Source organism: Terrimonas sp., from assembly GCF_003075435.1.
Taxonomy (GTDB): Bacteria; Bacteroidota; Bacteroidia; order Chitinophagales; family Chitinophagaceae; genus Agriterribacter.
This window is the reverse complement of record NZ_QCZJ01000002.1, coordinates 258,805-283,742: the sequence shown is the minus strand read 5'-3', so window position 1 is coordinate 283,742 and position 24,938 is coordinate 258,805. Positions and strand designations below refer to the sequence as shown.

The window sequence follows — 24,938 nt, the reverse complement described above, 5'->3', positions numbered from 1 at the left end:
GTTATAAAATGAAATCGTTAGTTAGTTAATTAATCTACTATAAATGGATAATCCTGCTGGATGTAAACATCTTTCAACAGCTCATCATCACTTGGCCAGGGACTTTCTTCTGCAAATTTCACTGATTCATCCACCTCGGCTTTTACTCTATCGTTGATGACTTCTATTTCAGATTCAGGCACTTTAAAATCGTTCACCAATTTCTCCCTTGTATACTCAATCGGATCTCTTTGCTTATACTCTTCTACTTCTTCTTTAGTGCGGTATTTCTGGGGATCACTCATAGAGTGTCCTTTGTAACGGTATGTTTTAATTTCAAGTAAAGTAGGACCACCGCCTTCTCTTGCTCTTTTCACAGCACGCGCCACAGCCTCATGCACAGCTTCAGGGCTCATGCCGTCAACACTGTCGCCCGGCATCTCGTATGCATCTGCCAGCTTATAAATATCAATTACGTTTGAAGTTCTTTGTACAGAAGTTCCCATCGCGTAATTGTTATTCTCACAAATAAAAATTACAGGCAGCTTCCACAACATAGCAAGGTTAAATGTTTCATGCAGCATACCCTGGCGGGCAGCACCATCACCAAAAAAGGTAAGCGATACGCTATCTGTTCCTTTATACTGTTCTGCAAAAGCCAAACCTGCTCCTGTGCCTATCTGCGCACCCACAATACCATGCCCCCCAAAAAATCTTTCCTTCACTCCGAAAAAGTGCATGCTTCCACCCTTTCCTTTTGAACATCCTGTTGCCTTACCATACAATTCAGCCATACAGGCTTTAGGTGTTATCCCTTTTGCAATTGCCAATCCGTGGTCGCGGTATGCAGTAATAAAAGTATCATCAGGTTTTGTAGCTGTCATACAACCGGCAGCCAATGCTTCCTGACCAATGTACAAATGACAAAATCCACGAATCTTTTGCATTCCATATAACTGACCTGCTTTCTCTTCAAACTTCCTCAGCAAAAGCATTAATTCGTACCAGTATAAATAAGTTTCTTTGGTAAATTTTACAGATTCTTTGGTTGTTGTACTCACGTGGTAAAATTTGAGCGGCAAATATATGTGTAAAATCTCAAATTCAGAATTTCAAATTAGCCTTGTTCTGTTGCCAAAATTCTGATTTTCAGTTTTATTTTCGGCCAATTATTGGCGGTAGAAAAGATGCTCATATTAGATAACATATCACTTTTCCAATTCAGGAATTACCATTCCGGTTCTTTTTCCTTCAGCAAAAACATTATTGGCTTTTGCGGAAAAAACGGGAGCGGCAAAACCAACCTGCTCGATGCCATATACTACCTGTGCTTTACCAAAAGTTATTTTAATAAACCTGATGCACAAAATACCTCACATGGTAAAACAGGTTTTCGCATTGAAGGCAATTTAAAAAAATCAGGAACGCCTTATAAAGTAGTTTGTGTGGTAAGAGAAAATGGCAAAAAAGAGTTTTCGGTTGATGGAGAGATATACACAAAATTTGCCGCACATATAGGCAGGTTTCCCTGTGTAATGATAGCACCTGATGATGTTGCCATTATTACTGAAGCGAGCGATGAACGCAGAAAATTTATAGATTACACCATCTCACAATTAGATTTAGATTATCTTCACAACTTAATAAATTACAATAAGTTACTACAACAAAGAAACAGCCTTTTAAAGCAGGCAGCTGAACAAGGAAAGATGGATGAAACGCTCTTCCAGGTAATTTCAGCACAATTAATTCAAAACGGGAATCTCATCTTTAAAAAGCGGCAGGAGTTCTGCAGGGATTTTATACCGATGATCATTGCCTTGTATAATGAGATAGCCAAGTCTAATGAAAAATTATCTATAAACTATATAAGTAATTTAGAATCAAATACTTTTGAAAATATATTAAAAGAAAACAGAACAAAAGATCTTGCCCTGCAGCGAACAACAAAAGGCGTTCACAGAGATGACCTCGAATTTAAAATTGATGGCGGTTCATTTAAGTCGCTTGCCTCGCAGGGACAAAGAAAGAGCCTGCTTTTTGCTTTAAAGCTTGCCGAATACGAAACGCTTTTGCAACACAAAGGGTTTCCGCCCTTAATGCTTTTGGATGATATTTTTGAAAAGCTTGATGAAGACCGGATGCATAATTTGTTGTCAAGAGTATGTGTTAGGAACCAGGGCCAGATATTTATTACAGATACCCATTGCGACAGGTTAAATGAAGCTTTAAAAAGGCTTGATGTGCAATACCAGCTTTTCAATTTGTAATAATTTTTGACACGCCATTAATAAACCAGTTATTTTGTGATATATGGGTGAGTATTCAATTGGACAGGCATTAAAAATATTCCTGCAAAAAAGCAGGTTGAAAGGCAGCATACAGGCTTTTCAGATAACTGATGTGTGGGAACAGATAATGGGTAAAACCATTGCCAGATACACTGAAAAAATTGAGATCATCAACAACACACTCTTTATTTCAACCACAATAGCTCCTCTGAAAAATGAACTGCTTTATCAAAAAGACAGGATCATTCAGCGGGTTAATGAAGCGCTTGGTGAAAACATAGTGAAAGAAGTGGTAATAAGATAAGCAGTTAATGCTATGTCTTAACAAAATCGCTTGCTCCTGATGCAAAACTTTACAGTATATCCACCTCTTTTGATTATAAAAGAATTATTTTAAAAACTTATATAATAAAAATTAAAAGAACATATATATCTTAAGCGTTTACCCTAAGGAGTTGAAAATTAATAGAAAATAACCGGTTTAGGGTATTGCAAACCCGTAATAATTATATTAGTTTTATTGTCTCAAATAACCCAATTAAGCTTCTTTCAGAAGCCAAAAATATACAGGTGGGTTAGTGTCAATCAACTTCAAGTACAACCTCCGGCTCCGGAGGTTGTTGCTTTTATAGTGTGCCTTAAACTGATAAATGTTATTTCACAGAGGTACACGAAGGATACACAACGTTCCACAAAGAAGTGAATAAGATAAAATGCTCTGTGTAACTTTGTGCCTCTTTGTGCCACTTACTATAGCAAACCTCTCCTATCGCCAGTATACTTCAACATATAAAACCTCTATCTGTATTACCCGCAGAGGGTTCGGCCGGAAAAGTATATGCCGGAAAAAAATTTAGAATATGAGAATATTGCATTTGTTCATTATAATAATCGCGTTATTTCCCCTGGTTATTAAAGCGCAAAAAACAGGTACAGGAAATGCAGCAAGATTCGCCGGGCTCCATCTTGATTTTCATGCCGGGCTTACAGACTCCGGCATAGGCAAAACTTTTACATACCAGATGATCGATTCAATGCTTTCCATCATTAAGCCGGATTTTATACAGGTGGATTGTAAAGGGCACCCGGGAATATCTAGCTATCCTACAAAAGTTGGAAACCCTGCGCCGGCATTTGAAAAAGATATTCTTAAAATATGGAGAGATGTAACCCGGAAATACAATATACCACTGTTTGTGCATTACTCCGGACTGTGGGATAATGAAGCTGTAAAACATCACCCCAACTGGGCGAGGTATAATGCAGACGGGAAGCAGGATAAAAATGCCACATCAGTTTTCAGCGGGTATGCTGACTCGTTATTAATACCTCAAATAAAAGAATTAGCAACAGAGTATAAACTGGATGGTATCTGGGTTGATGGTGATTGCTGGGTTTTAGCTCCTGACTACTCCCCTGCAGCCAAAGAAAAATTTACACAACTAACAGGTATTGCCGTTATTCCCGCCAAAGCAGATGAACCACATTATTTTGAATGGATGGAATTTCACAGGAAAGCTTTCAGGGAGTATATAACCAAATATGCTGATGCCGTACATGCAGTTGCACCGGCATTCAGGGTCACAAGCAACTGGTCTTTTTCATCAATGATGCCGGAGCCGGTTGATGTGCCTGTAGATTATTTATCGGGTGATGTTGCCGGCACTAATAGTTTGTACAGTTCTGCTTTTGAAAGCAGGAGCCTTGCCCTGCAGGGAAAACCCTGGGATCTGATGTCTTGGTCGTTTGCGTGGAAAAATAATTCCAAAGCCACAAAATCAGTTATCCAGTTACAACAGGAGGCGGCAGAAGTATTGGCGATGGGCGGTGGCTTTCAAACCTATTGGCAGCAGAACAGGGATGGCACGCCGGAGCCATACCAGTTTCGTAAAATGGCAGAAATAATCAGGTTCACCAAAGAAAGAAGAGCATATACATTTGAATCGGAAACCGTTCCGCAAATCGGGCTGCTGTATTCAACCTATGCCTGGAAAAGATTGCCCAATGGCGGCTTATACAATGCCCATGGGCAGGAAGCCGTAAAAGGAATACTTAACCTGCTGCTTGATTGCCACTATCCGGTTGACATCCTGATGGATCACCAGTTACCCGGCAGAATGGAAAAATATCCTTTACTGATCATTCCTGAATGGGAGCATATTGATCCTGTTATAAGAGAACAACTGCAACAATATGTACAAAACGGGGGAAAACTATTGGTTATTGGCGCATCTGCCACTGCAGATTTTGCGGCTATGCTGGGTGTGCAATTTGAACAACCGCTTAAAAAAAATGGTTTGTTTGCCGGGCTTGACAATGAGATTGTTTTGATGGGAACCAAATATCAACAGGCAAAACCAATCAAAGCATTAAAAACGTTTGGAACACAGCTTACCGCCGATGACTGGCGGTTTACTACCAATAATTTCCTGGCAAGTATAACCGAAGCCGGCAAGGGCAAAACTGCAGGCATTTATATTGATATGGGTGATTTTTATAACCGCAATCAAAACCGGTTTTTAAAAAATCTTACACAGAAAGTTATTGCAGAACTTGTTTCATCTTTTATAAGTACGATACAGGGAACGGAGCATATTCACCAGGTGATCCGCAGGAAAAACAACAGGCTGTATATTCATCTCATCAATTCAGGAGGAGAGCATAATAATCCCAATGTATTGGTGTATGAAAAGTTGCGCCCCGTGGAAAACCTGCCTGTTAAACTGCATATACAGCAACCGAAAACAATAAGACTGCAACCCGGTAATAAAAAAATACCGTTTTCATATAGTAACAACAGCGTAACGCTTACTGTACCCAAAATTGAAGTATATGGCATATTGGAAATAGTACATTAACCATGCCTGTACCCAGTGACATCAACAACAGCAAAAGCCTGTATACTACAATCCATTCAAAATCCGTTTAAACCATAAATTTATTTCATGAAAAGCAGACGTCTGGTAATAGGAGAAGGTATAATCAGTGGCTATATATCCATATTTCTCGGATCACTTTCTTTACTGGCAATATTATGTTTCCGTTTTCCGGAGTTGCTTACATCACCGGAATTCAGGGAAGTATATACCGCGCATTCAATGAAAACATTGCTTACCGCTACTATTATCGCTTCTTTCTTTTTTGCACTGCTGAGCTTTTTATTGAGTAAAAAGAAACAATGGGCACTGATTGGTTTGGTTATTTGTACTATAGCTATTGTGATCGGCGGCTTTTCCGTACAGGGAAGGGCTGTAGAAAAAACAAGCTGGCATTTGGGATTAGATTGGTTGCTGCTTGATCTGCTGTTGATGGCTGTAATATTTGTACCAATAGAATTGGTGTTTCCCAAAAACAAACAGCAACCTAAGTTTCATGACGAGTGGAGAACAGACCTGGTATACTTTGTAGTAAGCCACTTGTTCATCCAGTTTTTCGGCGTAATTACCCAGCAGCCGGCTAAATTATTTTTTGGGTGGATAGGATTAAATGGTATTCATACATGGGTACAAAGTCTGCCTTTTGTTATAGAGCTGCTGTTCGCATTTTTTATTACTGATCTTTTTCAGTACTGGGCGCATCGTATTTTCCATAGCCATCATTACCTGTGGCGCTTTCATTCCATTCATCATTCCACACAAAACATGGACTGGCTGGCAGGAAGCCGTACTCATTTTGTAGATATTTTTGTAACAAGATCAATGGCTTTTATTCCATTATATGTATTTGGCTTTTCGGAAATAACCTTCAATACCTATATCGTATTTATGGCAATACACGCCGTATTGATACATGCCAATACAAGAATAAATTTCGGCTTTTTGAAATATATTATTGCCACACCGCAATATCATCACTGGCATCATTGCGAAGACCCTAAATATTATGGAAAAAATTTCGCTACCATTTTTCCATTTATTGATATAATGTTTGGTACTTATTATTTGCCAGGTAATGAATGGCCTGCAGGAACAGGATTGCACGAAGCCCATTATCCCAAAGGATATTTAAAGCAGATGATATACCCTTTTACCAAAAGCCCGTTTGATGACGATTTGAATATGGAAGAAAGAACAGAACGCTGATCAAAGCGTTATTGCAGCATTATCTATCACTTTACCCCTATCTGTACGTATGGTTCTGGCAGGGAATTTACTGATTACCCTGTAATCATGGGTTGCCATTACTATTGCCGTTCCAAAATCTCTTGAAATATGAAAAAGCAATTGCATGATCTCATCAGATGTTTCAGGATCAAGATTGCCTGTAGGCTCATCTGCCAGTATTAATTTGGGAGAATTTAATAATGCCCTGGCTACATCTACACGCTGCTGCTCCCCTCCGGATAACTCAAATGGAAACTTAAAGCCTTTTGTTTTTAGACCTACTTTATCAAGAACGTCGGCGATTTTTTCTTCAAGAAGCTTTTCATCTTTCCAACCGGTAGCTCTCAAAACAAATTTCAGGTTATCGTGCACGTTACGATCTGTAAGCAATTGAAAATCCTGGAAAACAATACCGAGATTTCTTCTGAGAAATGGAATTTTCTTCCAGTCCATGTCTCTTAACTTATATCCTACCACAGTACCCTCTCCTTCTTTCAACTTAAGTTCGCCATATAAAGTTTTTAGAAGACTTGATTTTCCGGTGCCGGTTTTACCTACCAGGTACACAAATTCGCCCCTGTTTACACGAATATTTACATCCTGTAAAATAAGCGATTGCCCCTGGTAAATATTTGCATGTTCAAGTTCTAAAATAGTTTCCGCCATAATATTTATCCTCAGTAATTAAAAGATTGATAACTATTGCAAAGAACGTATTCTTTACGTTAAGATGATGCATAAAAAAAGCTTTTTTTAAAAATTAAACTAAAAAAATAGTTGTAAAACTAAAATATTAGTTTTACTTTTGAGTAAAGCATTCAACATAATATGAAGAGTTTAACCAAAGCCGAAGAACAAATCATGCAAAGCCTGTGGAAGCTTGAAAAAGCTTTTTTGCGTGAACTGGTAGATGCACAACCCAATCCTAAACCGCACCAAAATACGGTGGCTACCATTTTAAAAATTTTAGTTGAAAAAGAGTTTGTGGGTGTGGAAGTTTTCGGACGCATGCATCAATACCATCCATTGATCAGTAAAGATGCCTATTCAAAAGCAACGATGAAAAACATGGTGAAGAGCTATTTTGAAGGGTCTTTCAGCAACGCAGTTTCTTTTATGATCAAAGAAAACAACCTTAGTGTTGAAGACCTTGAGCTCTTGCTGAAAGAACTAAAAAAACAAAGCAAATAAAAATATCCTGCATTAACCTAAACTTTTTAATATGCTTGCAGTTGCATACTATGTATTGAAAGTAATTATCTGCTCCGGTATTTTATTCAGCTATTACCGGTTAGCGCTGCACAATAAAATATTTCACCGGTGGAACAGGTTTTACCTGCTGGGCACCGTTATAATAAGCTTGTGTATCCCTCTTATTAAAATCAATATACTGCACAACCCATCACAGGACACAAGCCAGGTTATTAAACTGTTGAATGTTGTAACAACCGGCGATGAAATTATAATAGAAGCAAATGCGGGAAGCAAACCTTTTATAAGCAATGAAGCGCTGATCATAGGTTTATACACAGTGGTGAGTCTGGTTTTATTGTATATACTGCTGCGTACGCTGTATAGTTTATCAAAACTCATAAAAAATAATACATCACAATTTATCTACGGCATTCGCCTGGTTAATACTGATACTAAAGGAACACCATTCTCTTTTTTTAGTAATATTTTCTGGAACAGTAAGCTTGATATAGATTCAGCCACCGGTGAAAAAATATTTAAACATGAGCTGGCACATGTGCAGGAAAAGCACAGTGCGGATAAATTATTCATGAATATTGTGCTGATATTTTTCTGGTGTAATCCCTTTTTCTGGCTCATACGCCGTGAAATGAATATGATCCACGAATTTATTGCCGACAGCAAAGCGGTTGAAGACAATGATACCGGCGCTTTAGCAGCAATGATCATACAAGCTGCTTATCCGCAACATAGTTTTGGACTTACCAGCAGTTTCTTTTCATCATCCATAAAAAGAAGAATACTTATGTTAACGAAAATGCAAAACCCAAGTGTGCATTATATCAGCAGGGTGCTCGTATTACCGTTGCTAACCTTTGTTTTTGTTGCATTTACCATTAAAACCAAACACATTAGGCCTGCTGAAGAACTGGCTGCAAATATTACACTTGAAAAAAACATTACAGTTGTTGTTGATGCTGGGCATGGCGGAGAAGAACCCGGAGCAAAAGGATTAAACGATACATGGGAAAAAGATTTAACGCTTGCTATAGCAAAAAAAGTTCAGCAGCTTAATACAAATCCTGGTATTAAAATTCTATTGACCAGGGAAAAAGACATTTACCAACCTGTATCCGAAAAGGTGAGCTGGACTTTAAAACAAAAGCCGGATGCATTTATCTCCATCCATATTAATGCAAGCCCTGAAAACAACAAAACCGGCTTTGACATTTACATAGGAAGAAATCAAGGTTCGCAGGAAAAAAACACAAGAGCTCTTGCCAGTATTTTATCAGATGAAATTAAAAATACTTACCTGGTTTCAAAAGATACCTTACAAAGAAATGAACAGGGTATTTGGGTATTAGATGCTCCTGAAATAAATTATCCTGCACTATTGGTTCATTGCGGATATATTACCAACGAAAAAGATCTCGCATTTATACAGAACACTGCTAACCAGGAAAAAATAGCCCAAAATATTTTAAATGCTATTGCCAGGTATGCAAAAAGCAGGGAGGAAAATATTATAATAAAGACTGAATCCGGGGTTCCTCAGTCACCATTTTATGCAGAATCAAGCAGTACAGATAAGGTATCTGAAATAGTGCGGGCTGATACTATCCCTAAAAAGATAAAATCAATAGACATAACCAAAGACGATAATGTAATTGTTATTTACAATGATAACAAAGCTGTGAAGATGACGAAGAAAGAAGCGATAGACAAAGGCATTATCAACAATGATCTTAGTGCTTTTACCAAGGCTTCACGTTTAATAAAAGACGACAATATTGTTTACATATTAAACGGAAAGGAAACTACACCGGAAGAAATAGAAAAAATTGATGTTACCTGTATAGAAACCATACATGTCTTAAAAAGCAAAGAAAAAAATGCTGACATTATGGATATTAAAACAACCAACGGGGAAGTAAAATATAAAGAGCCCATCACAGTTAAAGAAGTAATACTTAGCGAGGTAAACACAGCTTCACCTTCGCAAAAGAATAATGTAGAAATAAAGGAGGTTGTAATTTCCGATGATGATAAAATATTTATAAAAACTGAAAAAGAAGCCTCTTTTCCCGGGGGTGAAAAGGCCTGGTTAAAATATATTTCACGACAGGTAACCCAAAATATAGACACACTTCAAAAAGCGAAAGTCACAGGCACATGCCTGGTACAGTTTATAGTAGATAAAGAGGGAAATGTTTCCAATACCGAAGCGCTTACATTAAAAGGAACAAAATTTTCGGAAGTTGTGGTTAATGCTATTGCCAAAGGTCCTAAATGGGTGCCTGCTATGCAAAACGGTAAACCGGTGAAAGCTTACAGGAAACAGCCGGTTACTTTCCAGATACATGAGTAATATGCTGCTATTTTACCATTATTTTATCCATAAAAAAGCCGTGTAATATTCTACATGGTCTTTTTTATTTTTTTAAAACAATGGATTTTAATATAAAGACACTTTTCCCCAGGCAATAATGACTATTATTATCACAATTATAAAAAAGCCTTAACCATGTAAATGATTTAAAAATTATTGATACAGACGGGGTGAGCAATAAACCCGGTTTAATCATTAAATAAGTAAGAGGAATGATTGCGTTTTTCGGGATAACCTAATTCGGTTAATTTATCAAGAACAGATTGCCTGATTACTTCGTATCCCATTACTGTAACAGTTTCCTGTTCTTTTGAGACATTCACCGCCAGTACTCCCGGCACAGACAACATTGCTTTTTTTATACTATCGCAGGCTATAAATCCAGGATTATATACCTGCACCATCAGTTCAGTCATATTATATCATTTTATTGGTGATTAAAACTGAATTACTGACAGCAAACAATCATTATCTATAAACCAACCCTATACAAAATCTCCATATTATACTTTATAGCAATCTTATATTCTGCACGAATTTAAGTTACATCCTGTTATGTAACAAGTAATATCCATCCGGGGTTTCTTCAGCTTTCCCGTGAAGGATTGCTAACCAATAATTGTTCATCTATTACCTGCTTAAAAATATTTTTAGGTAGAGCGCCAGGTTGCATCATTGGCTGACCTTCTGCAGGAATAAAAAGAAAAGTAGGTATGCTTTGAATTCCAAATGCGGCGGACAATTCTTCTTCCTTTTCCGTATTCACTTTGTATATAATCAATTTACCTTCATACTCATTGGATAACTCTTCCAATATAGGCGCAACCATCTTGCAAGGCCCGCACCAGTCTGCATAAAAGTCAATAATAGCAGGCAAACTTCCTTTGTACTTCCATTCTGCTTCTGCTTCGTAGTTGAAAATACTGTCTTTAAAATCCTGGGTGCTTAATTGAATTGTTGGCATTACAATTTTTACCAAAAGTACCTATACTTATTTATACGAGTGTAACTTTTATCACGTTTGCCATATTCCACTGTAAAGTAAGCTTATCACTTAAAATGATCTTTCATCTGCAGAAGGCCCATATATAGAGGGTACGGCAATATCATTTAGTCTCATGTATACAGTAAGTTGTCCACGGTGATGCACCATATGATTGATGGTAGATTCAATCTGCTCTCTTTTGGAAGCACTGAAAACAACCTGTCCATTACGCTTTAAATAAAAAGGATCTTTTAAAGCGTTTTCTTTAATACTCAGCAAAGCCTTTTTGGCATCTGCAATATTTTCATCAAAGTGGGTAACAAGTTCTGCTGTGTTTGTCGCCTTAAAGTGAGGATACGTCATAAAATCAATTTCTGAATCATTGATCATGACTGTAATCCACTTAGGAATTTCAGCTACCAACAGCGCCAGGTAACCCAATGGCATTGATTTTTCGTGAGGCTTATATTCAAATAAATTTGCAGGAATTCTTTCAAGGCATTTACGTGTTGCGGTTGTTTCTGCTTCCAACTCTTTTGCAAAAGCTTTACTAAAAGCAATATCATCCATAAAATCAATTTATATAAAGATGTTGCAAAAATGCTACCACATTTTGAAATTGGGCAATAGCTATTCTACTCTCAAATTTTTTACGGGATTTGCCAACGCAGATTTTATACTCTGAAAAGCCACTGTAAAAATTGCGATCAGAAAAGTTAAAATGCCTGCCAGCAGGAAGATATCTACACCCATGTTAATCTTATATTGAAAATCCATCAGCCATTTATGCATAATATACCATGCCAGGGGAAAAGCAATAATCAATGCTATACCAACAGGTTTTAAAAAATTGCTGACCAATAACGTAAGAATATTTGATACAGATGCGCCTAATACTTTACGCACACCAATTTCTTTGGTACGCTGCTCTGCCGTGAATGCCGCTAAACCAAATAAACCAAGGCATGAAATAAAAATGGCAAGAAAAGCAAAAATGTTGGATAGCTTACTTACCACCTGTTCACTCCTGTATAATTTTTCAAATTCAAGATCAGAAAATTGATAAGTAAATGGGAATTTAGGGTTAATGGTTTTACATAGTTTTTCTAAACCGGCTATTGCTTCTTTGGTTTCTCGGGGTTTGGTGCGTACCAGTATTGTTCCCCAACTCCAGTCTTCGTCAACGCGGAGTATAAGTGGCTCAATAGCCTGGTGCATAGAATTGAAATGAAAATCCTTTAATACTCCTATGATTTTCCCGGGATGGTTTCCCCATGTTACCGTTTGCCCAACCGGGTTTTCAAATCCCATTTTTTTAACGGCAGTTTCATTCAATATAAAATTGGCAGAATCCAAACCGAACTCCTTTGAAAAATCCCTTCCTTCCTTTAAAGATAATTTCATTGTTTTTATAAAGTCATACCCTACTACACCGTCTGCAAATGAAACAGTAAGATCCGGAGCTTTGCCAGGCCAGCCAATGCTGTTATTATGATGTTCAATCACCGTGGGCGAATTTCTCATCTTAGAAATACCCATAACGCCAGGCAACTGTTGTACCTGTTCTTTAAAGCTGGAATACCTGTCCGCAAGACTACCTTCTATAGGAATGTAGATAAGATTCTCCCTGTCGTAACCAAGGTTTTTGCTTTGTATATAATCCATCTGGCGGTAAATAACAATCATTCCCACAATAAGCAGTATAGATAATGAAAACTGAAACACTACCAACCCCTGCCTGAAAAAAACCGGAGCCCAACCAAATTTTAATTTTCCTTTCAACACTTTTAACGGGTTGAGTGAAGAAAGGAATAATGCAGGATAGCTTCCGGCAATTAATCCGGTGCCTGCCAATAAGCCCAGCAGGGATAACCAGAAAACAGGATCTTCTATGGGCAATGTCAACTGTTTTCCGGTTAAGCTATTGAAAAGGGGGAGCATTAATACAACAATTAAAAAGGCTGCTGTTATAGAAAAAAATGTAATCAACAATGCCTCGCCCAAAAATTGCCATATCAGCGACCATCGCATAGCCCCGATTACTTTACGCAGTCCTATTTCTTTAGCACGTTTTCCGGAACGGGCTGTTGCAAGATTCATAAAATTGATGCAGGCTATGATGAGAATAAATATGGCAATGATAGTAAACAGTCTCACATACTCAATTCTGCCGCCATCAATGTATCCATTTTTAAAATTAGAATACAGGTATTTTTGATTGAATGGCTGTAACGCCAACTGCGTGTAAAAGCTTTTATTCTTTTCAGTATAGTTATAAATGAAGTCCTTTATTTTAGCTTCCACCTTATTAACCGCTGCCCCCTCCTTTAATTGAACATATGTTGCCGGAGAAGTGTTGCCCCAGTTATTTATCCATTTATTTTGCTTCACAAAAACCTGCCATGGTAATAAAAAATCAAATTGAAAACTGGAGTTTGCCGGAAGGTTTTCAAATACAGCAGCAACAGTATATTCAGCTTTAATATCAATTAAAACTGTTTTACTGATGGCATTATCTGCACTTCCAAAAAACTGCTCGGCCATTTTGCGGGAAATGGCAATCTTATCAGGTGATTGTAAGGATGCTTGCGCTTTACCCCGGAGCAATGGAAAACTGAACATGTTGAAAAAATCCGCATCGGCAAAAAATCCCAGCATTTTAATAATTTTTCCATTGGCTTCTGCGGTACTCAGCGTGCCAGGTGCAACAACATATTCAAAACCGGATGTATATTGTATTTCAGGGATATTCCTCTTCAATTCATCTGCCAGTAACCCCTGGGTTGAATAACCTGCATCCACCTTGCCATCATAAAAGTTTCTTTCATACACCTGGAATAATTTTCTTCCATTCTCATGAAAGTTATCAATACTCTTTTCATCATTCACCCACAAAAAAATAAGCATACTGCAGGATAAACCTAATGCTAACCCTGTAATATTAATGGCAGAGAATGCTTTATTCCTGGTGAGATTTCTCCAGGCTATTTTAAAATAATTCCTGATCATATCAATAGCATATAGCAGAATCAATGTGAAAAATATGCCAACTACTCAAAGGTCTGGATGTCAAACATTTGCAGGGAGTATTATAATTTACAATGTTCGCTTTTGATACAATATGCGCATGATATTGATACAAGTTTGTGCAGAAAACGAGATACGTAATTACTATTTTTTTTTCTTTGTTTTAAACATCTCCAACATTCTGTCTGTAACCACAAAGCCACCCACAACATTCAGCGTTCCCAATATCACAGCAAGAAAGCCAAGTATCAGCGCCGGATAATTGCCGGGCTCTGCTTTGCCCATTACAATAATGGCTCCAATAATCACTACGCCGTGTATAGCATTAGCGCCACTCATTAAAGGCGTATGTAAAACCGAAGGAACATGCCCGATAACTTCTATTCCCACAAAAATCATCAATATCACTATGTAGATGATCTGTTGATTGGCTGATATCCATGATAATATTTCGTGCATATTTATAAGTTTAATCCCTGGTATATGCTAATTACTTATAAGATTCTTTATCTTTTCATGTACCACCTCTCCCCTATGCGTAATACAGGCTCCTTTTACGAGTTCATCTTCAAAGTCCAGTTGAATATTTCCATCCTTATCTAAAAGCAACGATAAAAAATTCAATACATTTTTGCCATAAAGCTTACTTGCATCAAACGGCATAGTTGATGGCAGGTTAGCATCGCCCAAAATTGTTACTCCATTATACTTTACCGCTTCATTATTTTTTGTGAAAGGCGTATTACCGCCTGTTCCCGCAGCTATATCAACAATTACAGAACCATTGCGCATTGTTTTCAGCATTTTTTCCGTAATAAGTACCGGCGCATTTTTTCCGGGTATCTGCGCGGTAGTAATAACGATATCTGCTTTTGTAATGCTTTCCGCTATCTTCATTTGCTGCTGCTGCCTGTATTCTTCTGTTTGATCAACAGCATAGCCACCTGCAGTACTCGCATCTGCAGCCCCGCCTATTTCAATAAATTTTGCACCAAGGCTCATTACTTCTTCCTTTACCGCGGGTCTTGTATCAAATACTTCCACTACAGCGCCCAGTCTGCGGGCTGTAGCAATGGCTTGCAGTCCGGCAACGCCTGCACCTAATATTAAAACCCTGGCCGGCGCAATACTACCTGCAGCAGTCATAAACATCGGGAAATACCTGCCATATATATTCGCAGCCGTCAATACTGCTTTATAGCCTGCAATATTCGCCTGGCTGCTCAATACATCCATGCTTTGCGCACGGGTAGTGCGGGGCAGCATATCTATACTGCACAACGTAACAATTGCGGCAGTATAATCTTTAATTAATTCAATATTATATAAAGGTTGATATACACCAACCAGCAAAGCTTCATTTCTCAAACCCACTATTTCTTCTGAAGAAAGATTATGGATCGATAAAATAATATCTGCCTGCAGTAATAATTCTTTACGGGATACTACACGTATATTTTTAAAAGTATACGCTTCATTATCTGCAAATGCATTTATACCAGCGCCATCTTCTATCCAAACCTCAATATTCTTTTTCATCAAAGCCTCTGCCTGTTCGGGTAAGAGTGATACCCTGTTTTCGCCATGCGGTTCTTTAAGTATGCCTGCAATCATAAAATGAATGTAAGAATTTTTAAGAAGCTATCATCTTTCAGGTGTCAGCTATCAGGAAGCCGAAAGCTCATAGCTGACTGCTGAAAGCTAAAACCTCACAACAAAATCCTGTTTTGCTTTAAAGTCGTTTGAAATAAGTATAATGCCGATAAAAAACAGGTCGATACTGCAGGTAACACAATCCAGCAATTTTATAGTTTCCCAGGCTTCTTCCATTTCCCGGCTCCAGTGAATATCATCAAAAATCACAATTGAACTATTATGCAGGCATGGAAGTAACTGGTTAAAATACCGCAGGGTAGGTTCTTTGCGATGATTACCATCTATAAAAGCGAAATCAACTCTTTTTATTTTCTGTAGGGCCGGCAGAAAAGTATTATCAAAATTTCCTTTTACTAACAGTATATTTTGTAGGCAGGCCTTATTAAAATATGCCTGTGCCCGTTCCGCAATAGCATCTGCTCCTTCAAAGCTATATACCGCCGCTTCCCGGTTAGCTGACGCCAGGTATGCCGTTGTAATGCCTAGAGATGTTCCCAGCTCAACAATTGTTTTGGGTTGATAATAATTAACCATCCTGAAAAGCAATTGTGCATACTTCCGGGATTTCAGCGACCATTTGGCTATATCGCTCACCTTTCTCGTTTTTTGCTGCATTACGGAAGATCCGGCGCCAAAGTCCTGCACTTCTATTATATCAGTACTATGCAGTAATTGCTCACGCATATACTCAATATTGCTGAACGCATAAAAATTTCGCCTGTCATTTAGCACATTGGTGATAAAATCAAACACAAAAGGAGAATGTACACCATGTCCTTTACCATTGGCAGCGGTAATATAATAATGAATATATTTTAACGCGAGCTGAGATTTGTTGTACATGCAGAAACTATGGTAAGCTGTTTTTTCTTACCCAGGTTTGAAAGGAATATGCATAAGCATGCTTTTCATCAGCAGGGAAATCCAGTTGATAAATTTTATCCCATTGGTTTTCGTCAAAAACCGGGAAAAACACATCACCGTCTAACATAGCATGAACCCTTGTTATATAAATTTTATCCGCCTTAGGCAAAAAAGCCTGGTATATCTGTTGACCACCTGCTATAAAAACTTCTTTGCAGTCTTTTTCTTTTGCTTTTGCCAATGCTTCATCCGTGCTGGATACATGTTCAGCATTTTTGCCTTCGGGTATGGTTAGCTGTTGCCTGCTCACTACTATATTATACCTGCCCGGCAAAGGCTCTGAGCCAAATGACTCATATGTTTTCCTGCCCATAATTACCGGCATCGCCCAGGTGGTGTTTTTAAAAAACTTCATATCGTTAGGTAAATGCCAGAGCAGATCATTGTTTTTACCAATGGCATTATTTTCAGCAGCGGCAACAATTAAGGATATGATCATAATGTTAGTTCAAAGGATTAAAAAAGCTATCAGCCATCAGCTATTCCTCATACCGCAACCGGTGCTTTTATTGCCGGGTGAAATTCGTAATGCTCCAGTTTAAAATCTTCATAAGTAAAATCAATGATATTTTTCACATCAGGATTGATGTGTATCTCCGGCAATGCATAAGGAATACGGGTCAACTGAAGCCTTGCCTGTTCAATATGATTATTATACAAATGCACATCGCCAAAAGTGTGCACAAAATCTCCCGGCTCAAGATCACAAACCTGTGCTATCATCATTGTAAGCAGAGCATAAGAAGCGATATTGAAAGGCACACCCAAAAACACATCGGCAGAACGTTGGTATAGCTGACACGACAATCTTGGCTTATCACCCGGTGCAGGTTCAGCCACATAAAACTGGAACATATTGTGGCAGGGCATCAACGCCATTTTAGGAAGATCAGCCACATTCCACGCACTCACAATAAGTCTTCTGCTGTCAGGATTTTTTTTGATCTGGTCGATCACATCAGTGATCTGGTCGATTACCATGCCGTCAGCACCTTCCCAGCTACGCCATTGCTTTCCGTAAACAGGCCCAAGATCCCCATTTTCATCTGCCCATTCATTCCATATACTTACGCCGTGCTCGGTAAGATATTTAATATTCGTCTCACCTTTCAAAAACCAAAGCAATTCGTGAACAATACTTTTAAGGTGTAATTTTTTGGTAGTTACCAGCGGAAAACCATTACTTAGATCAAACCTCATCTGGTAACCAAAACAACTGATCGTGCCCGTGCCGGTTCTGTCGTGCTTTTGCACACCGGTATCTATAACATGCTGAAGCAAATCAAGGTATTGTTGCATGAGCGCAAGTTACATTAAAAGGAGAAAGGTATAAGGTGAAGGGCGAGATGCATTTTAAAAACACACAAAATGTGCATTGATAGTGGATATTTTTGTTACCAGCAACAGTATTTATAGCATCGTTCCTTGCTACGCTCGCTTGTGCAGTATAACATCAGGCAGCCTTTATTGAAGCGCAGACCAGGTTCTGGGCTTTATATGAAATTACGTTACTCAGATTCCTCTCCCGCCGCAACATACATATATGTCAAGGCAACCTCAGGCGGGATCGGAATGACAGGCAGTAGGATATGTACTGAGCTTTAGTGCAAATTTTCAACTTTCATATCAATACTGAACAATGCGCAACAGACTGTATACCCCGCTACTGTAATACTCAGCGTAAGTTATACAACATGCCTCTGCTATTCTGCAGTGCTGATTGCCTGCACCGCGAGTAGGTATGGTTGGTATATGAGTATCAGGTTACCTTAGGATGGAACGGAACCATTTGTGCCATACCCGAATGAACAGCATTACTTAAAAGCGAAATCTCTGATGCACCCTCCAAAACTTCTTTACTATTTCCCTATTTTTGATCATTCAGACAAAAGTTCATTCTTATGATAAAATGGGGCTTAACATTGCTGCTGTTTACTTTCTCCACTGCTCACTCGCAGCAAACCATTAAAATATTAAGCTATAATATTTTTCATGGTGAGCAGGCTTATAAAAAAGGTGAGCCTAATATTGATAGCGTAGCAGGGCTTATTAATAAATACAAACCCGATCTTGCAGCCTTCCAGGAAGTAGACAGCGCTACCGGCAGAAGCGAAAGCATATATAAAGTACATACTGATTTTATTGCTGAATTAGCCAGGAAGACCGGCATGCATGGCTTTTTCGGCAAGGCCATGGATTATGATGGCGGCGGATATGGTGAAGGCTTGCTAACCAATAAACCAGCAAGAGCAACAGTAAAAATCCTGCCCACACCCAAAGGCGGCGAACCGCGTGCATTGATCTATATTGATTACCCGTTATCGAAAAAGAAAAAAATTGTTTTTGCAGGCACGCATCTTTGTCACCAGTTTGAAGAGAACAGGATAGCTCAGGTTACTGAAATAAATAAAACTTTTGAGAGCGTAAAGTTGCCGGTAATACTTTGCGGTGATTTAAATTTTACACCGGATAAAGAGCCTTACCGTATATTATCAACTGCCTGGAATGATGCCGCCATTTTAAAAGGGGATCCGCAGCTTACTTTTTCTGTGGACAACCCGAAAGTACGTATAGATTATGCCTGGCTGAAAAAAGGACATACATTTAAAGTAGTGGATGTGCAGGTTCTTCCATACGACTACTCAGATCACAAACCGGTATTAATTACATTAGAAATACAATAATCTTACAATGAAAGTCTACGCTCTGTTCTTTTGCGCCGCAGTTATAGTAATACATAACGGATGCTCACACACGAAGAAAACAACAGATTCAAAAATGAATTTTGCCAGTAATATAGTAGTAGCGCACAGAGGTGCATGGAAGAAAAATAATCTCCCGGAAAATTCTATAGCCTCATTGCGGGAAGCTGTGCGCATTGGCTGCGCGGGTTCGGAGTTTGACGTGCACCTTACTGCGGATGATACATTGATTGTAAATCATGATGATAAATATGCAGGCAAAAAAATTGAAGAAAATACCTATGCTTCGCTTGCAGAAACCAAATTATCGAATGGTGAAACCATACCTACCGCAAGGCAATACCTGCTTGCAGGTATGCAGCAGCACGCCACAAAACTTGTTTTCGAAATAAAACCTTCAGCCATAAGTAAAGGACGGGGGCAAATTCTTGCGCGGAAATGCGTTGAACTGGTAAAAGAGTTAAAGGCTGAACCCTGGGTAATGTATATCAGCTTTGATTATGATATTGTAAAAAAAGTATTGGAACTGCAGCCGGGCGCTAATGTAGCCTATCTGAATGGCGAAAAATCTCCCGGGCAATTAAAGGCTGATAATGTTCCGGGGTTAGATTATCATTACAGCGTATTCAAAAAAAAACCGGGATGGGTTGCTGAAGCAAAACAAAATAATGTAGAGTTGAATGTTTGGACAGTTAATAGTGCAGAAGATATGAAATGGTTTATTGACCAGAAGTTTGATTATATCACCACAAATGAGCCTGAATTATTATTTGAATTGCTAAACAAGTAAATACTGGCATAAGCATTGTGACCAATATCACTGACCATTCAATACAAAATTTCAATCTTGCAGAATAAATCACAATGCTGCAAATGGACAATGATAAACCTATCCGCCTCACCATTTGGATAAGCCGCCTGGTTCGATGGGGACTCGGAGGCTTATTCATAGCAATTGGTATATTGTACTTTAATAAGGATGGTTGGCCCGCAATCCTGTTTGGCACGGCTATGATCATTACTGGTTTTTTTCGCCCCAAACGTTGTATCGGGGATTCCTGCGAGTTACCCGCTACTCACAAAAAATAATGTACTGTTCATAACCAAGACAATCTCTATTGCAACAGCAACAAGAAATTGCTCAAGACATCATCATCACGAGTACCAAACCTGATTCAGGAAAAATATAAAGATGACATTAAAATGGTTTGCTGTAAAAACAGCGGGCTTATGGGCTATATCATTTGGGTAAACCGCCGGAATGCTATTTTGTTGTTATGCAGGGGTAGCCCCATACGGGGCAAATAAAACGGGTGCATTTTTCTACAAACAGGTAGCCGATACGCGGCAGGGTATATACTAACAGGAACCATATTTAGCTCGTAAAAAAATAATAGCTGTTTTATAAAACCATTAAGAAGTTAAGGTACATGAAGACTTTTACATAAATTTCTTAATTCCTTAATGGTTATTTGTAAGCACTAATAGCCTTCCCGGCCCCGGTTTACAGGTTGCAATATTTACTGGTTATTTCACAGAGGTACACGAAGGCTACACAAAGAGCCACAAAGAATAATAAATCGCTCTGTGTAACTTTGTGCATGCTTTGTAGCTCTTTGTGTAGCAAATCCTGTTTCGCCGATGCGAACACCGGAATTGGTGGCAGGAAATATATCAGGGATTATTTAAAAATAACTTCGGGCATACCCAATACGCAGAATGGAACACGAATAAAACGGATATTTACGGAATGTATCGGTGTTTATCAGTATCATCAGTGTATTCCTTGTGCTATTCTATAAAAAGTATTTGTTGTAATGCTAAATCATTATACACACGGCGCAACACAGGAAACCTGGTTTTCAATTCATACGTAATGATGTCATTATAAACGAGCAACACGGGAATCTTACTATCATCGTTTTGGCGCGAGTGAGATACCAGCCTGCCGGCAGGCTGGTTTACCTTCGGTGAGAAAAGTTCTCTCCCGCCGTAACATACTTTTAGGCCAATCTTCATGAGGGCGGGATCGAAAGGGCGGAAGAGCGTGTTCATAAATTTTCTTTATCCCTGTTTGTCGCACAATATTGCTGTTTTGCCGCTTTTATATATACTGCCTTTTTATATCAGGATACTTTTGACATGGTAAATGATTCATTTCATTAAGCATTAAATGAATGACGGCATGAAGAAGTTTCTGATCATTTTAATTGCGGCAATAACATTAAGTGCCACCGGCATACACGCACAGGATAGTACTTTGCAAGATCTCCCCGCCCAATGGAGTCTCCAGTATTGTATAGAATATGCTAAGAAAAATAATATACAGCTCAATAACCTGCGGCTAAACACCAGTTCTGCAGAGCAGGATGTTTTACAGGCAAAAGCCGCGAGATATCCCTCTGTGTCCGCATCGCTTTCCCAGTCTTTTGTTAATGGAAAGAAAACAGATGTGGTGGTGGGCGGATTATCATCCCAGGCAAATTTTTCAGGCAACTATGGCATCAATTCTTCTGTAACGCTTTACAATGGCGGCTACATTAATAACAATATTACCGCAAAGCAAATTTCGCTGCAATCCGCTAACCTCAGTGTAGAGGAAACACAAAACGATATTACGCTGAATATTACAGAATCATTCCTGAATATTTTGCTGGCACAGGAAACCATTAAATACCTCGAAGATGTATTGGTTACTTCCAAAGCGCAGTTGCAGCAAGGGCAACAGCGCTACGATGCCGGCAGTATTTCCAAAAAAGATTTTTTACAATTTGAAGCACAAACAGCAAGCGACGAATATAATCTTGTAAATGCGCAGAACAATTACCGGTTGAATGTATTGACGTTGAAACAAACCCTGCAGCTTCCATCTGCCTATGATTTTAAAATAGAAGCACCGGATAATATTACCGTACAGGAAATGATACCGAACCTTGCGTCCGCACAGGACGCCGCACTTTCCACCAGGCCCGAGATAAAAAACAGCCAGCTTGGTATCGACCTCGCAAAAACCAACCTGTTGTTAGCAAGGTCCGGAACATTACCCACTGTAAGTCTTGGCGCTAACCTCGCCAGCGGGTATGCCAATCTTAGTCCGGATAACAAATATTTTACACAGATCAATAACAACTTTTATCAATCATTGGGCTTAACTGTAGGTATTCCCATCTATAGCAGAAGGGTAAATAAAACGAGCATAGAAAAATCAAAAATTGCTATTGAACAGGCAAAGCTTTCACTGGCGGATACCAAACTCAATTTAAGTACACAGCTAGAGCAGGCATATATTAATGTACAAAACAGGCAGGCACAGTATACAGCAGCAGAAAAGCAGATGAAAGCAACGCAGGACAGCTATGATATTACCAACGAACAGTTACGGCTAGGCGCAGTAAATATGGTAGAGTTGTTACAGCAGAAGAATCAGTATGTGCAGGCGCTGCAATCCTATATACAGGCAAAATACAGTGCTGTACTTTATAACAAAATATACAATTTCTATACAGGCGTTCCTGTATCATTTTAATAAGATCATTGAATATAAAACGCACAAGTAATGAAAAAAAAGACATGGATCATTTTAATAGTGATAGCGGCGCTGATAGCAGTTGGTGTGTGGTTCTGGAAATTCAGGGATGAGGGTACCGTGGTAATACTGCAAACGGAGCATCCGTATACAGGCACCTTGAGCACTTCAGTAACTGCAACCGGCACTATACAGCCTGTTGATACGGTAGCCGTAGGTACACAGGTTTCGGGCACCATAAACAAGGTATATGCTGATTTTAATTCAACAGTAAAAAAAGGGCAATTGCTGGCGCAGTTGGATAAATCTTTGCTGGAGGCGCAGGTGCAGCAGATACAGGCCAACCTGCAGCAGGCAAAGGCTAATGCCGTTTATCAAAAGAGCAATTTCCAGAGACAGGAACAATTGTTTAAAGTTGGCGCTATCAGCAGGGCAGAATATGAAACCGCTTTATATCAATACAATTCCGGCAATGATAATGTAAATGGTATAATTGCCCAGTTGTCTTCTGCAAAACGTAATCTTTCCTTTACTGATATTTATTCTCCTATTGATGGAACCGTTTTATCCAGGAGTGTAAGCGAGGGTCAAACTGTTGCAGCAAGCTTCAGTACACCAACCCTGTTCAGTATTGCAAAAGATCTTACTAAAATGCAGGTGCAGGCATCGGTTGATGAAGCTGATATAGGAAATGTAAAAAAAGGCCAACGTGTAAACTTCACGGTTGACGCTTTCCCTGATGATTCATTTGAGGGCACTGTGCTTGATGTGAGGTTAAAACCCACCACTTCTTCAAACGTGGTAAACTATACCACTATTATTGATGCGCCTAATAAAGACATGAAACTGAAACCGGGCATGACAGCGAATATTACAATCTATACCAAAGAAGTGCCCGGTGCGCTGATCGTTTCCGCGAAAGCCGTACAGTTCCAACCGGATTCTGTATTAGGTGCTATATATGCAATAGAAGGAAATATGCCGCCGTCACATAATGGTATGCATCGAAATAACGGAGCTGAAAAACCGGCTAACTCATCCGCGAAACAACCTGACAGCATGAAACAGGACATGAAAGCTGTGGTATGGGTTAAGAAAGACAGCAGCATTATTGCTGCACCTGTAACAACTGGTATGAAAGATGAAACTTCAGTACAGGTTGTTTCCGGATTGAGTGAAGGAGATGAAGTTGTAACAGGCTATGAACAGATATCGAAAACAGAGGCGAAGAAAAAAGGAACAGCTTCCAGCCCGTTTATGCCTAAGCGTCCGGGAGGAAATAACAGGAGGAATAATCCGGGACCACCTCCGGGGGGATAGGGGCAGGGAGTGGTGGGCAGTTAGCTACCAGCGATCAGCAACCTGTAACCCGAAACCTGCAACATATCACAATCAACATTATGGCAAACGCAATTCTTGATATACAGCATTTGAAAAGAGAATTCAAGATGGGCAGCGAAACGGTTCGCGCATTAAGAGGTGTATCCTTTAATGTGCAACCAGGTGAGTTTGTAACCATCATGGGCAGCAGTGGCTCAGGCAAAACAACATTGCTCAATATTCTGGGTTGTCTCGATAAACCTACAGACGGGGATTATTTGCTGGATGGTGTGAATGTAAAAAACCTTTCCCGCAATGAATTAGCGAGGCTGCGCAACAGGAAGATCGGTTTTGTATTTCAATCGTATAATTTACTGGCAAGAACATCTGCCCTTGAAAACGTGGAATTACCGTTGCTGTACAATTCCGGTATCACTTTGCACGAACGAAAGGAAAAAGCAATGAAAGCGCTGGAAGCAGTTAAGCTTGCAGACAGGATGGATCATCTCCCCAACCAGTTATCAGGCGGACAACAGCAGCGTGTGGCTATAGCAAGAGCATTGGTAAATGAGCCGGTGATGATATTGGCGGATGAAGCCACCGGTAATCTTGATACAAGAACATCTTATGAGATCATGTCGCTGATGCAGGAGCTGAACAGGGAGCAGGGAAAAACAATTGTGTTTGTTACGCATGAACCTGATATAGCGGCATTCAGCAGCAGAACAGTAACGTTGAAGGACGGCCATGTAGTAAAAGACAGTAAGAATGAAAATGTAAAATCCGCAAAAGAAGCGCTGGACAGCCTGCCTGTAAATGATGATTATTAAATTGAAGTA

The 24,938-nt window shown here is 39.1% G+C and carries 24 protein-coding genes; 12 read left to right on the top strand and 12 right to left on the bottom strand.

Annotated features, from left to right (window positions below):
* Positions 1–29: 29 nt before the first annotated feature.
* Entirely contained in the window at positions 30–974 is a 945-nt protein-coding gene (gene pdhA, locus DC498_RS03890) for a pyruvate dehydrogenase (acetyl-transferring) E1 component subunit alpha (protein WP_206197529.1), read from the bottom strand.
* 192 nt (positions 975–1,166) lie between these two features.
* On the opposite strand from pdhA, the gene recF reads away from it, so the two are divergent.
* The 4 genes from recF to DC498_RS03870 all read left to right on the top strand — a co-directional run bounded on the left by recF (position 1,167) and on the right by DC498_RS03870 (position 6,352).
* Entirely contained in the window at positions 1,167–2,249 is a 1,083-nt protein-coding gene (gene recF, locus DC498_RS03885) for a DNA replication/repair protein RecF (protein ID WP_116872813.1), read from the top strand.
* 43 nt (positions 2,250–2,292) lie between these two features.
* Positions 2,293–2,574 (top strand): DUF721 domain-containing protein, encoded by a 282-nt coding sequence (locus DC498_RS03880; protein WP_116872812.1) that lies wholly within the window; start codon positions 2,293–2,295, stop codon positions 2,572–2,574.
* A gap of 556 nt (positions 2,575–3,130) precedes the next feature.
* Positions 3,131–5,128: an alpha-amylase family protein gene (locus tag DC498_RS03875; RefSeq protein ID WP_116872811.1), complete on the top strand. Its 1,998-nt coding sequence runs from the start codon at positions 3,131–3,133 to the stop codon at positions 5,126–5,128.
* Between the two features lie 87 nt (positions 5,129–5,215).
* On the top strand, positions 5,216–6,352 hold the full coding sequence (locus DC498_RS03870; RefSeq protein ID WP_116872810.1) for a sterol desaturase family protein: 1,137 nt from the start codon (positions 5,216–5,218) through the stop codon (positions 6,350–6,352).
* Here DC498_RS03870 and DC498_RS03865 read toward each other — a convergent pair whose 3' ends face one another.
* A complete protein-coding gene (locus DC498_RS03865) occupies positions 6,353–7,039 on the bottom strand; it encodes a cell division ATP-binding protein FtsE (protein ID WP_116872809.1) in 687 nt (228 codons plus the stop codon).
* A 162-nt stretch (positions 7,040–7,201) separates the two neighbouring features.
* On the opposite strand from DC498_RS03865, the gene DC498_RS03860 reads away from it, so the two are divergent.
* Both DC498_RS03860 and DC498_RS03855 read left to right on the top strand, forming a co-directional pair.
* The gene (locus DC498_RS03860) at positions 7,202–7,564 is read left to right on the top strand and encodes a BlaI/MecI/CopY family transcriptional regulator (RefSeq protein ID WP_116872808.1); all 363 of its coding nucleotides are present in this window, start codon (positions 7,202–7,204) and stop codon (positions 7,562–7,564) included.
* Between the two features lie 31 nt (positions 7,565–7,595).
* Positions 7,596–9,938: an N-acetylmuramoyl-L-alanine amidase gene (locus DC498_RS03855; RefSeq protein ID WP_116872807.1), complete on the top strand. Its 2,343-nt coding sequence runs from the start codon at positions 7,596–7,598 to the stop codon at positions 9,936–9,938.
* Positions 9,939–10,147: 209 nt separating this feature from the next.
* Here DC498_RS03855 and DC498_RS03850 read toward each other — a convergent pair whose 3' ends face one another.
* The 9 genes from DC498_RS03850 to DC498_RS03810 form a co-directional block, all read right to left on the bottom strand.
* The gene (locus DC498_RS03850; protein ID WP_116872806.1) at positions 10,148–10,375 is read right to left on the bottom strand and encodes a heavy-metal-associated domain-containing protein; all 228 of its coding nucleotides are present in this window, start codon (positions 10,373–10,375) and stop codon (positions 10,148–10,150) included.
* Positions 10,376–10,545: 170 nt separating this feature from the next.
* Entirely contained in the window at positions 10,546–10,923 is a 378-nt protein-coding gene (gene trxA, locus DC498_RS03845; RefSeq protein WP_116872966.1) for a thioredoxin, read from the bottom strand.
* 90 nt (positions 10,924–11,013) lie between these two features.
* Positions 11,014–11,514 (bottom strand): DinB family protein, encoded by a 501-nt coding sequence (locus DC498_RS03840; RefSeq protein ID WP_116872805.1) that lies wholly within the window; start codon positions 11,512–11,514, stop codon positions 11,014–11,016.
* Positions 11,515–11,574: 60 nt separating this feature from the next.
* Positions 11,575–13,977, bottom strand: coding sequence for an ABC transporter permease (locus DC498_RS03835; protein WP_240627846.1), 2,403 nt, complete (start codon positions 13,975–13,977; stop codon positions 11,575–11,577).
* A 138-nt stretch (positions 13,978–14,115) separates the two neighbouring features.
* Positions 14,116–14,430, bottom strand: coding sequence for an NAD(P) transhydrogenase subunit alpha (locus DC498_RS03830; protein WP_116872803.1), 315 nt, complete (start codon positions 14,428–14,430; stop codon positions 14,116–14,118).
* 27 nt (positions 14,431–14,457) lie between these two features.
* Positions 14,458–15,585, bottom strand: coding sequence for a Re/Si-specific NAD(P)(+) transhydrogenase subunit alpha (locus tag DC498_RS03825; protein ID WP_116872802.1), 1,128 nt, complete (start codon positions 15,583–15,585; stop codon positions 14,458–14,460).
* Between the two features lie 87 nt (positions 15,586–15,672).
* A complete protein-coding gene (locus tag DC498_RS03820; protein ID WP_116872801.1) occupies positions 15,673–16,470 on the bottom strand; it encodes an O-methyltransferase in 798 nt (265 codons plus the stop codon).
* Between the two features lie 7 nt (positions 16,471–16,477).
* Positions 16,478–16,990 carry a dihydrofolate reductase gene (locus DC498_RS03815; protein WP_116872800.1) on the bottom strand — a complete coding sequence of 171 codons (513 nt, stop codon included), beginning with the start codon at positions 16,988–16,990 and terminating at the stop codon, positions 16,478–16,480.
* A 47-nt stretch (positions 16,991–17,037) separates the two neighbouring features.
* The gene (locus DC498_RS03810; protein WP_116872799.1) at positions 17,038–17,850 is read right to left on the bottom strand and encodes a thymidylate synthase; all 813 of its coding nucleotides are present in this window, start codon (positions 17,848–17,850) and stop codon (positions 17,038–17,040) included.
* Positions 17,851–18,452: 602 nt separating this feature from the next.
* Between DC498_RS03810 and DC498_RS03805 the strand changes: the two genes are divergently transcribed.
* The 3 genes from DC498_RS03805 to DC498_RS03795 all read left to right on the top strand — a co-directional run bounded on the left by DC498_RS03805 (position 18,453) and on the right by DC498_RS03795 (position 20,342).
* The gene (locus DC498_RS03805) at positions 18,453–19,235 is read left to right on the top strand and encodes an endonuclease/exonuclease/phosphatase family protein (protein WP_116872798.1); all 783 of its coding nucleotides are present in this window, start codon (positions 18,453–18,455) and stop codon (positions 19,233–19,235) included.
* Positions 19,236–19,242: 7 nt separating this feature from the next.
* Positions 19,243–20,043, top strand: a complete 801-nt coding sequence (locus DC498_RS03800) for a glycerophosphodiester phosphodiesterase family protein (protein ID WP_116872797.1) — start codon at positions 19,243–19,245, stop codon at positions 20,041–20,043.
* Positions 20,044–20,126: 83 nt separating this feature from the next.
* A complete protein-coding gene (locus DC498_RS03795; RefSeq protein WP_133176755.1) occupies positions 20,127–20,342 on the top strand; it encodes a hypothetical protein in 216 nt (71 codons plus the stop codon).
* Between the two features lie 702 nt (positions 20,343–21,044).
* Here DC498_RS03795 and DC498_RS03790 read toward each other — a convergent pair.
* Positions 21,045–21,308 (bottom strand): hypothetical protein, encoded by a 264-nt coding sequence (locus DC498_RS03790; protein WP_133176754.1) that lies wholly within the window; start codon positions 21,306–21,308, stop codon positions 21,045–21,047.
* A 130-nt stretch (positions 21,309–21,438) separates the two neighbouring features.
* On the opposite strand from DC498_RS03790, the gene DC498_RS03785 reads away from it, so the two are divergent.
* The 3 genes from DC498_RS03785 to DC498_RS03775 all read left to right on the top strand — a co-directional run bounded on the left by DC498_RS03785 (position 21,439) and on the right by DC498_RS03775 (position 24,929).
* Positions 21,439–22,779: a TolC family protein gene (locus DC498_RS03785; RefSeq protein ID WP_116872965.1), complete on the top strand. Its 1,341-nt coding sequence runs from the start codon at positions 21,439–21,441 to the stop codon at positions 22,777–22,779.
* A gap of 30 nt (positions 22,780–22,809) precedes the next feature.
* Positions 22,810–24,099: an efflux RND transporter periplasmic adaptor subunit gene (locus tag DC498_RS03780; RefSeq protein ID WP_116872794.1), complete on the top strand. Its 1,290-nt coding sequence runs from the start codon at positions 22,810–22,812 to the stop codon at positions 24,097–24,099.
* An 80-nt stretch (positions 24,100–24,179) separates the two neighbouring features.
* Entirely contained in the window at positions 24,180–24,929 is a 750-nt protein-coding gene (locus tag DC498_RS03775) for an ABC transporter ATP-binding protein (RefSeq protein WP_116872793.1), read from the top strand.
* The last annotated feature ends 9 nt before the right edge of the window (positions 24,930–24,938 follow it).